Origin of the sequence: Microbacterium marmarense (assembly GCF_037204165.1) — a bacterium.
In the GTDB taxonomy this organism is placed as follows: Bacteria; Actinomycetota; Actinomycetes; order Actinomycetales; family Microbacteriaceae; genus Microbacterium; species Microbacterium marmarense.
In genome coordinates this window covers 22,849-36,315 of sequence record NZ_JBBDGL010000003.1, presented here as the reverse complement: position 1 = coordinate 36,315, position 13,467 = coordinate 22,849, and the positions used below count along the sequence as shown (strand labels likewise).

8 protein-coding genes are annotated in these 13,467 nt (G+C 63.3%); 3 read left to right on the top strand and 5 right to left on the bottom strand.

Annotation, left to right across the window (positions count from 1 at the left end):
- Positions 1–20: 20 nt before the first annotated feature.
- A complete protein-coding gene (locus tag WDU96_RS10500; RefSeq protein WP_337338470.1) occupies positions 21–5,903 on the bottom strand; it encodes an SdrD B-like domain-containing protein in 5,883 nt (1,960 codons plus the stop codon).
- 459 nt (positions 5,904–6,362) lie between these two features.
- Between WDU96_RS10500 and WDU96_RS10495 the strand changes: the two genes are divergently transcribed.
- Positions 6,363–7,112, top strand: coding sequence for an LPXTG cell wall anchor domain-containing protein (locus tag WDU96_RS10495; RefSeq protein WP_337338469.1), 750 nt, complete (start codon positions 6,363–6,365; stop codon positions 7,110–7,112).
- Between the two features lie 216 nt (positions 7,113–7,328).
- Here the strand turns inward: WDU96_RS10495 and glmM are convergent, their stop codons facing one another.
- From glmM to rplM, 3 genes are read right to left on the bottom strand one after another with little or no spacing between them, the layout of a single operon-like run.
- Positions 7,329–8,687: a phosphoglucosamine mutase gene (gene glmM / locus WDU96_RS10490; protein ID WP_337338468.1), complete on the bottom strand. Its 1,359-nt coding sequence runs from the start codon at positions 8,685–8,687 to the stop codon at positions 7,329–7,331.
- Between the two features lie 7 nt (positions 8,688–8,694).
- Positions 8,695–9,177, bottom strand: a complete 483-nt coding sequence (gene rpsI / locus WDU96_RS10485; protein WP_337338467.1) for a 30S ribosomal protein S9 — start codon at positions 9,175–9,177, stop codon at positions 8,695–8,697.
- A 28-nt stretch (positions 9,178–9,205) separates the two neighbouring features.
- The gene (gene rplM, locus WDU96_RS10480; protein ID WP_337338466.1) at positions 9,206–9,652 is read right to left on the bottom strand and encodes a 50S ribosomal protein L13; all 447 of its coding nucleotides are present in this window, start codon (positions 9,650–9,652) and stop codon (positions 9,206–9,208) included.
- Between the two features lie 196 nt (positions 9,653–9,848).
- On the opposite strand from rplM, the gene WDU96_RS10475 reads away from it, so the two are divergent.
- Positions 9,849–10,805 (top strand): glycoside hydrolase family 6 protein, encoded by a 957-nt coding sequence (locus tag WDU96_RS10475; RefSeq protein WP_337338465.1) that lies wholly within the window; start codon positions 9,849–9,851, stop codon positions 10,803–10,805.
- Between the two features lie 105 nt (positions 10,806–10,910).
- On the top strand, positions 10,911–11,879 hold the full coding sequence (locus WDU96_RS10470; protein WP_337338464.1) for a response regulator transcription factor: 969 nt from the start codon (positions 10,911–10,913) through the stop codon (positions 11,877–11,879).
- On the opposite strand, the gene WDU96_RS10465 is transcribed toward WDU96_RS10470, so the two are convergent.
- Complete coding sequence (locus WDU96_RS10465) at positions 11,876–13,384, bottom strand: glycosyltransferase family 2 protein (protein ID WP_337338463.1); 1,509 nt, start codon at positions 13,382–13,384, stop codon at positions 11,876–11,878. The genes WDU96_RS10470 and WDU96_RS10465 overlap by 4 nt on opposite strands.
- Positions 13,385–13,467 lie beyond the last annotated feature (83 nt).

The following is a 13,467-nucleotide window of genomic DNA, read 5'->3' as shown; positions in this document are numbered from 1 at the left end:
GGCGTCTCGGCTGTCACCGTCTAGGCGGTGTGGGTGCGGCGGCGAAGCAGCAGCATCCATCCACCGACGAGGAACAGCAGGATCGACAGCGTCAGGGCGATCGGGCCCCACGCTGCGAACGTTGAACCTGTCAGCGGCAGTTCACCGATCGTCGGGGTGTCGGGCGTTTCTGCGACGTCGAGCACGATCACTCCGGCATCCCACGTCGGGTCGATACCCTCGGTGGCCATCACGGTACCTGCTGCGTAATCGAGCGTCAGCGAGGTGTTGGCCTCACCGAGCACGATCGTGGCAGTCAGCCCCGAGGTGGTGTCGGCATCAGAATCCGTTGCCGAACCGGTGCCCTGCGTGGTGAACGCGTAGATCTTCTGCTGAGCATCGGTCAACGTGAACTTCACCGTGTACTCACCAGCCATCAAGTTGTCGAACATGTACAACCCGTTGTCATCGGTCGTGGTGGTTGCCACCACCGTGCCCTCGGAGTTGTACAACGTCACGCCCACACCATCAAGGGTGTGCTCGTTGCTGTCTTGTTCGCCATCCTTGTCGGCATCGATCCATACGATGTCACCGATCGCATACGTGCGGGGCATGAAACCGAAGTCGAGCGTGCCATCGTGGTCGCCGTTGTCGGTGAGATCGCCCGAAGCTACCGCCCAGTCACTCGAGTCCGTGGCCGAATCGCCAGCACCAGCCGGTGCCGGGCGCAGCTCGGTCAACGCCTCGATGGTGGATGCGTCTTCCTGATCGATCGTGACCGTGTACGACTCGCCCTCAGGCAACGCCGGCAGGTTCACGAACTCATAGAAACCGTTCTCGTCGGTGTAGACCGGCGCAACCTCGTTGCCGTCGATATCAACAACCGGGTTGCCGTCAGGACCGGTCAGCACCAGCTTCACACCCTCAATGGGGGTTTCGAGCGGGCTGGTTCCCTGCACGCCGTCGCGGTCAGCATCCAGCCACACGTAGTCACCTACTGAGACCTTCTTGCGAATCACACCGGCATCCCACGTCGGGTCGACACCCTCGGTAGCAGCGAACTCCTGATCGCCGTACTGCGGGTCGAGTGCGTCCGAACCCTCACCCAGCTTGATGGTCGACGAGCGTCCTTCTGCGTCAGCGTTCGAGTCGCCTTCCGCGCCACCGACTGCTGCTTCACGTTCAGTGAAGGTGTAGAGCGCCTTCTGGTCGTCGGTCAGCGTGAACTCCACCTGGTACTTGCCCGGAGCCAGCTCGTCGAACAGGTACAGACCGTTCTCGTCAGTCACGACCGGGTCGACACCCTCGATAGGCATGCCGATCGCGTCAAGCAACGTCACCGTCACGCCCGCAAGCGGCAGCTCACCATCGGTCTGCGCACCATCACGGTTCTCATCAATCCAGACCACATCACCGATCGCATAGGTGCGGGGCATGAAACCGAAATCAAGCGTGCTGTCACGATCACCGTTGTTCACGAGATCGCCCGAGTCTTCGGTCCACGTGCTCGAATCAAGCGCCGAGTCGTCGCCAGCACCAGCCGGTACGGGGCGAAGCTCAGTCAATGCCTCAATGGTGGATGCGTCGTCCTGATCGATCGTGACCGTGTACGACTCGCCCTCAGGCAACGCCGGCAGGTTCACGAACTCATAGAAACCGTTCTCGTCAGTGAACACCGGCGCAACCTCGTTGCCGTCGATGTCGACAACAGGGTTGCCGTCAGGACCGGTCAGCACGAGCTTGACGCCCTCGATCGGGGTCTCCGCGTCGCTGGTTCCCTGCACACCGTCACCGTCAGCGTCGAGCCACACGTAGTCGCCGACCGAGACCTTCTTGCGCACCACACCCGCATCCCACGTCGGGTCAATGCCCTCGGTGGCGATGAGATCCGCGTCAAGGTACTCGGCACTGGCAACCAGCTGCTCGTTATCGTCGCCGAGCGTGAACAACGTGCTGAAGCCAAAGTCGGCACCCGCCGTGTCATTCGCGTTCGAGTCCGCGGCCACGTCATCGCCCGCCACATCCGTGGTGAACGTATAGATCGCAGCCTGATCACTCGTCAGCACGAACTCCACCCGGTAGCTACCCGGCGCCAGCGCGTCGAAGACATACAGACCGTTCTCGTCCGTGGTCGTCGTGGCAAGCACCTCAGTGCCTACGCCATACAGGTTGACCGTGACACCTTCAAGCATCAGCTCATCAGCATCCTGCACACCATCACGGTTCTCATCGATCCACACGTAGTCACCCACGGCATACGTCTTCGAGAACAACCCCGCATCCCACGTCGGGTCAATACCCTCAGTGGCAAGAACATCACCGAACTCGTACGACGCGGCAGGCACCAGGGTGCTGTCGGGGCCCAGCGTGAACGGCGCGGTGCGACCGGTGCTCACCACAGGGTCGCTGTTGTCGCTGTCGGCAACGCCGTCGGCGTCTTGAGTGGTGAAGCGGTAGGTCTGCTCTTGCTGTTCAGTCAGCGTGAACTGCACCTGGTACTCGCCCGCTTCAAGCTCGTCGAAGAGGTAGCGACCGTCGTCGTCGGTGACCGCGATCAGCGGTTCGCCGTCGGCGCCGAGCACGGGCTCGCCTTCGCCGTCAAGCAGTGCAACCGACACGCCGCCAACCGGCGCTTCGCTCTCGCCCTGCGATCCATCGCGGTCGTTGTCGAGCCAGACGACGTCACCGACGGCGTAGGTGCGAGTGATCACACCGGCATCCCACGTCGGGTCGATTCCAGCCGTCGCGTTCACAGTTGCGGTGGTGTAGTCGTCCGATGCCACGAGCTGCTCGTTGTCAGCGTCGAGCGTGAAGACGTCACTGCGGCCGACGAAGCGGCTGGCTTCGGTGGGGGTCGCGTCGGAGTTCTCGGCGATGCCATCCGCGGCAGGCTGCGTGAAGATGTAGCTCTGCGACTGCTCTTCGGTCAGCGCGAACTCCACCTGGTAGTCGCCGGCCATGAGGTCGTCGAACAGGTAGAAACCTTCGGCGTCGGTCGTGGTGACAACGGGTTCGTCATCGGCATCGAGCACGGGGTTGCCCTCGCCATCGAGCAGGCGAACGGCAACGCCGGCAAGCGGCGCCTCGCCGTCATCTTGCAGACCGTCGCGGTCTTCGTCAATCCACACATAGTCGCCCACGGCGTACGTGGTGATCGTGTTGGTCACCGTGATGTCGAGACCATCGACGCCCGCTGCGGGCAGGGTGGGGCTCACCGCGAAGTCGAACTCGGCACCGTTGGTCTCGGCGACCTTCGTGATGGTTCCGAATGCCGGAATGCTGAATTCATCCGAGCCACCGGCGGCAAGGTCGAACACATACGGGCTGTCTGGCAGTGCATCGCCGCGGAAGTCCTCGACGGTCACTGAGATCTCGAATGTCTGACCGGATGCTGCCGCAGCGCTGTCTTCCGAAAGCTCCTTGGCGACACCGATCGTCACGTCAGAGACGAATCCAGCGTCGATCGTGTGATCGTTCATGCCTGCACCCAGCACGCTGACCGGCGCTTCACCGGTCGTGGTGTCGGCGTTCGAGTCGTTCAACGTCGTGGCGACGTCGGTGCTCTGATCGGTGAAGGTCAGATCGCTCCAGGTCAGCCCGGTGATCGCGTCGATCTCGGGCACGTCGCCCCAGACGAAGTCCACGTCAGCATCAGCATCCAATTGACCGAACACGACCACGAGGTCTGCTGCCGGGTCGGTGAAGCGGTCTGCCCACAGTTCGCTGTTGAAGTAGTACTCGCCGAACTCATCGGTCGTTGTGCTCGAGAGCGCGTCGCCGGTCGGGTTGCCGTTGGCGTCTGCGAGGTAGAGCGATACCGGAGCGCCGGCGATCGAGGGCTCGTCAGCGTCTTGGCGGCCGTTCTGGTCGGCGTCAAACCACACACGGTCGCCGATTTCAGCGGGCGGCGGCAGCAGGGCGATAGCGAGTCCACCAAGACCGCCACCCTTCTGGAAGGTGCTCGACAGTTCGTACTCGCGGTTGTCGGCGGTGTGCTCGTAGCCGCGCACCGGGCTGCCGTCTGCGGTGTCGAACCAGGTCACGCCTGAAACGCGCACGCCAGAGAGCGGGTCATAGACCGTCGACTGCGATTCGGCGACACCGGGGTAGGTCACGACGGCGCCCAGGGCGGAGTCTTCGTGAATGTTTCCCGAGCCTTGGTTCTGGTTGTCGTTGTAGAACTCACGCGTGTCGACGCCCGAGGGGCCTTCGTCGTTCGACGCGGCTGTGGCGCTGTTGCGATCGCCGACGACACCGTCTTCTTCGAGCGTGAAGGTGCCGTCGTTGTTCGGAGCCGCCAGCAGCAGGTCACCGCTCGCGAGTGACTCGAAGTATTCGTCGTTCACTCCGTCAATTGCCGACAGGTTGCGGTTTCCGGCCTGCAGCGCGGTGCGGTCGGCGAAACCGAGGTTCAAGTAGCCTTCGGTGTCGAATGCGAGGCTGCTCAAGATTGCCTGCGGGTACAGCTGCACGTTGTCGGTGCCCCAGGATCCACCCGAGTACTGCAGGCCGACTGAGTCGACTGCGGTCGGGTTGCTTGTGCCGTCCCACGTCCACTCATCTGCCCAGGTGTTCCATTGGTTCACCTGCGGGCGGCTGGTCGGCCAGGCGGCGGCGTTGCTGCCGTTGCCACCCCAGTTCGATGCCGAGTTTCCCTTGGTGTAACCGAGGTCGGCAGTGAGCACGTTGGTCCATGCTGCATTGCCTGAGACGACGTCTTCGAGCGGAGCAGATACGACGTAAGCCTTCAGCTCAGCGTCATCGGCCGAGTCGCCTGCGGCGTCTCCGGTGTCGACATAGCCGACATACACGTCGCCCCGATAGATCGACAGGGCCCAAGGCTGCTGGTTTTCGCTGAGAGTAGATGCGAAGTCAACCGTCGTCGCTGAGGTCGGCGTTCCCGCGCTGATGTCAAGCACATAGAGGTTGCGGTCATACAGGTTGACCAGAATCATGTTGTCGCCATCGGGAGTCACCTCGAGCCCGCCGATGCCAACCTTGCCTGCGTTTGCGAAAGCGTTGACGTCGGTGGTGGCCGTCGCGGGGCTTGCGGTGAGACCGCGGGCGGCGTCGCTGATGATCTCGCTCTGTCCGACATCGATGAATGACGAGACATCAAGCCACTCAGATGGCGTCGCTGCGCCCGTCATCGCCCCGGTCATGGGGTCAAGCACGTCGGAGATCTTGTAGATTCCGCCGAGTCCGAGCGGGCCGAGGCCCGAGAAGCGCTTGTACGTGGCCGCGGCATAAAGCGCATTGCCGGTGCTGTCATAGGTCAGACCCCACACCGAACCAACCTCGCCGACGGTGGCCATCGTCTCGCGGTCGGGATAGTTGCCTGAAGAGTTGCCGCCCGATGACCAGGGCAAGCCGACGACCGCCGCGTCAGCCGACGTCTGGCCGCTGGAAAGGCCCGCGGTCTGAATCGCGGTGAATGTGGGGGCGTTCGCCTGTGCGAAGTCGTCGGGATGGTTGATCATCAGGTCGACATCTTCGGCGCCGGCCACTGTCATCTGCACCGTGGTGCCGTTGTCGTCACCAGCGAACGATGCAGCGTAGCCCTCTGGCAGCTCGGTGAACTCAACCCGCACGGCGGTGCCGTCGGCGACCGCTGAGGTGTCGAGCGTGTATTCACCAGCATCATCAGTGATGACGGTGTCGCCGAGCTGGGTGCCATAAACGTCGTAAGCGACGACGCTGACGCCTGCGATGCCGACGTCAGTCTGTTCGCCGTCTTCGGGAGCGCCAAGGTCGCGCACGCCGTTTCCGTTGAAGTCGCGATATGCGACACCGCTGATCGCGCCGGTCGCTGCGAGCGCGGGCGCAGCAGATGCCACGACGCCGGTAAGCGCGAGCGCGGCAGCCGCGCTCGTGGCGACGACCTTGCGTATCGCTGAAGTCTGTTGCTTGCGTTGATTGCTCACGCAAATCCCCTTAGTTCACTCTGAAAAAGAAACGGATCGCTCGTGTTCGGGCACGAGCGATCCCGTTGTGAACGCGGTCGCCTGCTGCATTCTGACTGACCCCGCCCCCGCGCCGGTGGCCTGGAACTGCCACCAGAGCACAATACTTGCCAAATTGCTCAAAATGCAAACCAAAATACCGAACAGAGCACTGTATTGGCATGCTTTAGACCCTCTTTACTGAGCATTGTGCTCAACCTGAGCAAAACCTTGGGCAAACCCGCGCCAAAGCGATTCGTGCGCGCTGGTCGAGGGGCTAAAGTTCGCTCGACTGCCTCGGCAACGCCCTTCGTCGAGTCGCTGTGTCGCTATCTGCTAGCGTGGTGGCCAGGAGAGGGCGCTGTCGCCGTCGTGATGCGCCCTGCCGCGCAGTCCTGCAAGCCATCACGATTTCTCCGTCATCATCTTTGGGGAGATCGCATGAAAACTCGGGTTAAATACGTTGCCGCAACGGCCGCTCTCGCGCTTGGCGTCGGCGCACTTATCGCCGCTCCGGCTCTCGCGGCCGGGATGGACGATGTCAGCGGTGTTGCCACCGTGACACTTGACTTCTCCAACTCGGGTTCGGTTGACGTCACGGTAAACACCCAGAACACCTCTGACGTGACCGTCTATGGCTGGGCAACAGTGAATGCCCCCGACGGAACTCCCTACGACTTCGGCCCGCGCACCTACTACCCGGGTGAGACGTGGACTTATTCCACCACCTTGCAGGGCTACGACTGCGACGACCTCGCCCTGGCTAGCGCGATCGCGTACGCATCGACGACCCCTCAGGGTGAGCCCGAGTGGACCTCTGGTCTGGTGTCCTACCCCAATCCGGCGATCACCGTGATCGGATGCCCGACACCCTCACCGACGCCAACACCGACTCCCACGCCGACACCGACACCGACGCCGACACCAACGCCGACACCAACACCGACTCCGACACCGACACCGACTCCGACTCCGACTCCGACGGTGAGCCCCACGGTCACGCCGACGCCGACGGTCACGCCGACACCGACGTCATCGGTGACGCCCACCGCAACGCCGACGCCCACCAGCGGCGTTTTGCCCGCCACGGGCAGTGACAACGCCTGGCTGTTGCCGTTTGGTGCGCTGGCAGCGGTCGGACTGTTCGCCGGCGGCTCGATGCTCGTAACCTCTCGCAAGCGCCGCGCATAGTCTGACGCCATAGACGAAGGGCACGCTCTCCACTGAGAGCGTGCCCTTCGTCGTTGCTGCTCGATGCCGCCGACACGAGCGCGTGCCGGACGGCGTGCAACCAAACAGCACCCAGCCAACCAGCGCTCAACAGCGCCGGTCCCAACGACCCGCAACAGCCTCAGCGCGCGCCCAACCCAGCGCCACACAGCGTCAGCGCCCAACAGCGCGAGCGACCTACAGCGCGAGTCGGTCCGCAACGATAGCGGCGAGGCCCTCGGCGATTTCGGCGGCAACCTCAGCCGATTCCGCTTCAACCATCACGCGCACCAGTGGCTCGGTGCCAGAAGCGCGCAACAGCACGCGGCCGGTCAGCCCGAGGCGTGCCGTGGCTTGCGCTACGGCGTCTTGCACGACCTCATCTGTCTTCACTCCGTCGCGGTCGACGTCGCGCACATTGATGAGCACCTGCGGAAACACCGTCATGACCGCGGCGAGCTCTGCCATCGTCTTGCCGGTGCGGGCCATCTCTGCGACCAGGTGAAGTCCGGTCAGCAGGCCGTCGCCGGTGGTGGCGAACTCGCTCATGATGACGTGCCCAGACTGCTCGCCGCCCAGCGAATAGCCACCTTCGTTCATGCGCTCGAGCACATAGCGGTCACCGACCGCGGTGGTCTCGACACGAATGCCGTGGGCCTGCATGGCGCGATGCAATCCGAGGTTGCTCATCACCGTGGTGACGAGCGTGTCTTCAACGAGCGCGCCGCGCTCTTTCATCGCGACAGCGAGAATTGCCATGATCTGGTCGCCGTCGACCACGTTGCCGGCAGCGTCAACCGCCAGGCAGCGGTCGGCGTCGCCGTCGTGGGCGATGCCGACATCGGCTCCCGCGGCAACGACGGCTTCTGAGAGCACATTCAAATAGGTCGAGCCGACACCGTGGTTGATGTTGAGGCCGTCGGGGTCAGCACCGATCACGGTCACGCGGGCGCCGGCGTCGCGGAAGGTTTCGGGTGACACTCCCGATGCGGCGCCGTGCGCGCAGTCAAGCACGACGTGCAGTCCGTCGAGGCTGTGTGGCAGCGATGCGAGCAGGTGCACGACGTAGCGGTCTTCTGCGTCAGCGAAGCGACGAATGCGGCCGACTGCGGCGCCGGTGGGCTGCAGTTTGTCGCCGCCCATGGCGGCTTCGATGCGCTGCTCAACCACGTCGGGGAGCTTCACACCGCCGCGGGCAAAGATCTTGATCCCGTTGTCGGGGGCGGGGTTGTGCGAGGCAGAGACCATCACACCGAAGTCGGCGTCGATGTCTGCGATCAGGTACGCGGCGGCGGGGGTCGGCAACACACCAGCATCCAACACATCGACACCTGATGAGGCGAGCCCTGCCTCGACTGCGGCAGAGATGAATTCGCCCGAAATGCGGGGGTCGCGCGCGACGACGGCGGTGAGGCGTTTGCCTTCAGCGCGACGTGCGTCGGCGGAACGACCCTGGCCCAGCACGACAGCAGTCGCCTGGGCCAGGGAGAGCGCGAGTTCGGCGGTGAGGGGGCCGTTGGCCAGCCCCCGCACGCCGTCCGTGCCAAACAGCGGCATCGAGCGCTTAGCGCTTCGAGTACTGAGGAGCCTTACGCGCCTTCTTGAGTCCAGCCTTCTTGCGCTCCTTGACGCGTGCGTCACGCGAGAGGAAGCCAGCCTTCTTGAGGGTGGCGCGGTTGTTCTCTTCGTCAACTCCGTTGAGCGAACGGGCAATGCCAAGACGCAGTGCGCCGGCCTGACCCGAGGGGCCACCACCCGAGATACGTGCGATCACGTCGTACGCGCCGCCGAGCTGCAGAACCGTGAACGGGTCGTTGATCAGCTGCTGGTGGAGCTTGTTCGGAAAGTAGTCTTCGAGCGTGCGCCCGTTGACGGTGATGGTGCCCGAGCCGGGAACGATGCGCACGCGGGCGATGGCCTGCTTGCGACGGCCGACGGCTGCACCGGGAACGCTGAGCACGGGGCGTGCTGCAGCTGCTTCGGCAGTCTCGTCAACCGGGGTCTCGGTCGAGTAATTGGTTTCGGTGGTTTCTTCGATCTTCGCCACGAGTTAGTCCTTAGTCAGTCTTCGGCGCTTACTGGGCGACCTGGTCGAGGGTGTACGTCTTGGGCAGCTGAGCCGCGTGAGGGTGCTCAGCACCGCGGTAGACCTTCAGCTTCGTCAGCTGCTGGCGCCCGATGCTGTTCTTGGGGAGCATGCCGCGAACGGCCTTCTCCACAGCGCGAACCGGGTTCTTCTCGAGAAGCTCACCGTAGGTGACCGACGAGAGGCCGCCCGGGTAACCCGAGTGGCGGTACGCCTTCTTCTGCTCGAGCTTCTGGCCCGACATGGCGACCTTCTCAGCGTTGATGATGATGACGAAGTCACCCGTGTCAACGTGGTTTGCGAAGGTGGGCTTGTGCTTTCCACGCAGAAGCGTGGCGGCGTGCGATGCGAGACGGCCCAGAATGATGTCCTGTGCATCAATGATGAGCCATTCGCGCTGGATCTCGCCAGCCTTGGGGGTATAAGTGCGCGTCACAGTAGTGCTGCTTTCTTGATCGAACGGAGAGGTTCGTGAATCCCACTCCGGGGGGTTTACGCTCGAAGCACGAGGGTAAACGCACCAGTGGAGGGCTCACGTTCGCGGCACCTAGCCAGCATGACAAAGGCACCAAAGGGAGAGCTTACGCTATATGCACGCCACGGCCAAACCGCGACGCGAGCGACGCCCGCGCGTGAGCATCATCATCGGCGCGGTGATCGCCGCTGTGCTCGTGATGCTGATCGGATTGGGCATCAGCGTGGCCAACTTGACTGAGCCCGCACCACCGTCGCCGGGCGAAGCGCTGCTGGTCGACGAAGACAGCAAAGCGCGAACTGCGTCGATGCTCGAGAGCGATCCTGATGCGGTGGCGGCTGCCACCTATCTTGCCGATGTGCCCACTGCGATCTGGCTCACGCCCGAGAGCTATCCGCTCGAGTCGGTGCGCGAGCTCACCTCAGAGCTGCTCGGCGAGGCAAAGCGGGCGGATGCTGCCGCCACCCTGGTCATCTACGGTTTGCCCGAGCGCGATTGCGGTCAGTACTCGGCGGGCGGCCTCGACCCCGAAGACTACGCACTGTGGACCGAGCAGATCGCGCTCGCGCTGGCTGACTCTCCCGAGGTGAAGACGATCATCGTGCTCGAGCCCGATTCGCTGGCTCTCGCGCCCGAGTGTGGCAATGTTGCCGAGCGCATCGAGCAGCTGAGTGGCGCGACCGACGTTCTCATCGGCGAGAACGTATGGCTCTATGTCGACGGGGGCCATTCCAATTGGCTGCCGGCGTCTGAGATGGCAGCCATGATCAGTCAGATCGGCAGTGATGGCGTGCGCGGGTTCGCCACGAACGTCTCCAACTACAACAGCCTCGATGACGAGGTGCGCTACGCCGCAGAATTGTCGGCGCTCTTAGATGGCGCACACGCTGTGGTCGATACCTCGCGAAGCGGAGCGGAATCGACCGGCGTGTGGTGCAACCCACCCCGCCGGCTCATCGGCGAGGCGCCTGCGACTTACGGCGACGACGTCGTCGACACCAATCTGTGGGTGAAGCCCCCTGGCGAAAGCGACGGCACGTGCAACGGCGGCCCGGCCGCCGGAGACTGGTGGCCGGCAGCCGCCGTCGAGCTGACTCGCCAGGTAGTTCCATGATGACGCCCCAGACAGTTCCTGGTCTGTGCAACAATTCAACCTCGAACAACTGTCATGTTTCTCGAAAACTCTGCCGATCCCCACGGTGAGATAGGACCCCCGCGAATGACTGAAGTTCCTTCAGAAACACGCACAGCTGTGATCATCGAAGATGATCCCGGCTTGCGCCACCTATTGAGTGAGGTGCTCGAAGCCGCAGGGTTCTCAACCGTCTCAGTCGGTAACGGCATCGACGGCATTCGTGCCGTGCTCTCATACAAGCCGATGATCACAACGCTCGACGTGAACATGCCCGGTATGGACGGCATCGAGGCGGCTCGCCGCATTCGCGAGCAGAGCGAAACGCACATCATCATGATCTCGGGCCTTGGCGACGAGGCCGACATCGTCATGGGTCTCACCGCTGGCGCTGACGAGTACTTGATCAAGCCGTTCCGCCCACGTGAGTTTCGCGCGCGTGTTGAGGCTCTCATGCGCCGCCCGCGGGCGACGCTTGCCGTGCAGCCGCCGTCGATTCGCACCCAAGAGACGGCTGGCCCGTCTTTCCCCACGCCACGCACTGCGCCGACCGCACCCCCAGCACCCACACGGCCCGCCGCGACGGTGGCGAACGAGAACGCGGAGTGGGTGATCGCCGAAGACTCCTCCGAGGCCGTGTGGGAGGGCGATCAGTCGCCAGCAGCTGACACCAACGGCGCACATCTGGCCGAGGGCGATTGGCTCACGCACCGCAATCTGCAGCTCGATGTCGATAGCCGCATCGTCTTGATCGACAACCGAGAGATCGATCTCACCCGCACCGAGTTCGATCTGCTGGCGGCTTTGCTCCATTCGCGTCGCCGCGTGCGCAGCAAAGCAGATCTCACGCTGCTGTTGCGCGGTGAGTCCTATGTCACGTCGTATTTCGTGGGGGATGCTGACAAGCGTGCCATCGAAGCGCATATGACCAACCTGCGGCGCAAAATCGGCGACAGCCCCACACAGCCTCGATACATCGAGACCGTGCGGGGCGTCGGTTATCGGCTCACGGCCGAACAGTCATCACCGCAGCGCAACGGCGAACTGGGCGCCTAGACCTTGTAGCCGTGCTGGCGGCGGATCAGGCGCAGGAACATCTGCAGCGTCTGCAGCACCGTGACCACACCGACGATCGGCCATCCGATCCACAGCAGGGTCGACTGCGCAGCCGGGCCGAGCATCATCCACACGGCGGCGACGGCGGCTAGCACTGCGATGGCGATGAACAGCGGCATCCAGTGCCCGAGTCCGCCCGAGCCCTTCTCAGCCTTGGCCTGCATGGCCCAGTTGTCGACCTTCTTCTTTGACAAGAACCTGGTCCACGCGCGAATGAAGTGCGCCATTCTGATCCACATATACATCTCGGCCGGCACGAACAGCAACGCGAAGATGATGTCTTTGTAGGTGCGCGAGTACATGGTCATCGCCATGCGCAGGTTGAGCAGAATCGCGACGATCACCGGAATCAGCCAGATCGGCGAGAAGACGAAGGCGTTCAGCGAGAGCGAGCCAGCGAGCAGCAGCGCGAACGCGAAACGAACGAAGATGTTCGTGAGCATGCCGAGGTTCTCGAACCAGCGAATGCGCAGGTTGGGGTGAAACGGCTGTCCCTTGGTGTCGCCGCGCTGCCCCGGCCACATCAGCTCGATTGCGCCGTACGTCCACTTCACCTGCTGGGCGTCGAGGCCGCGAAGCGTGGTCATGCCACCCACGTCGGCGCGCGCCACGGGGCTGATCTTCGTGAGGTAGCCCGCGCTCTTGATCTGCAGCGAGAGCAGCGAGTCTTCGACCTCACTGTCTTTCACCCACGGTGTTGACTGGCGGTTCTCGACCATGACCTCGCGCAGCGCCTGGGTGGCGAACAGCGAGAACTGACCGCCGAGAACAGCCATGTTGCGGCCGCGCAGCAGGTTCTGCAAGTTGAACGCGGCGAACTGCGAGCGCTGCCCGGTGATCAGAAACGACGCGAGGCCTTTGAACTTCGAGTTGTCGATGCTGTAGATGGCCGAGATGCCGCCGATGCGGGTGTCTGCGATGATCTCGGTCTCGAGGTTTTCTACCGCGTGGATCTCGGCGATGGTGTCACCGTCGACACCGAGCAGGTAGTCGTAGCCCTCGACGAGCGCGTAGCCGTAGTTGAGCGCACCGACCTTCTTGTCGGGGTTCTTTCCGATGTCGTGCACGAACACCTCGGTGAACTGCTCACCGAGCGCCGTCGAGACCTCGTGGGGCCCCGCATACTTAGCCGCGATGGCAACCGTGCGGTCGCTCGTGTTGTTGACCACCACGTGGATCACGTCGGGCACGCGGGTCTGCGCCAGCAGGCCTTCGATCACCTCGGCGATTGACTCTTCTTCGTTGTACGCGGGAATCACGCAGCCGATGGTCGAGCGCTGCGTCGACGCGTGATCGAAGACTGATTCGAAGTCTTCGGGAAAAGCGTGATCGTCTTCTTCGACCGGCGGCGGCGGTGGTGTCGCCTTGTGACGTGAGCTCGATCGTGAACGCAACGCCAACTCGTTCTTGGGAGCAACCGCGTTCGTGGTGATGTTGTCAGTCATGACGTGATCTTTCGGTTTAGAGAAGCCAGCGCCTTGGGGAAGCCAGCTGTTCAGAAAAGTGTGTCGCGGCAGAAATTGCCGCT

Coding starts and splice junctions, on each gene's coding strand:
- WDU96_RS10495 (WP_337338469.1), top strand. CDS start 6,363: ATGAAAACTCGGGTTAAATACGTTGCCGCAACGGCCGCTCTCGCGCTT.
- glmM (WP_337338468.1), bottom strand. CDS start 8,687: ATGCCGCTGTTTGGCACGGACGGCGTGCGGGGGCTGGCCAACGGCCCC.
- WDU96_RS10465 (WP_337338463.1), bottom strand. CDS start 13,384: ATGACTGACAACATCACCACGAACGCGGTTGCTCCCAAGAACGAGTTG.
- WDU96_RS10470 (WP_337338464.1), top strand. CDS start 10,911: ATGACTGAAGTTCCTTCAGAAACACGCACAGCTGTGATCATCGAAGAT.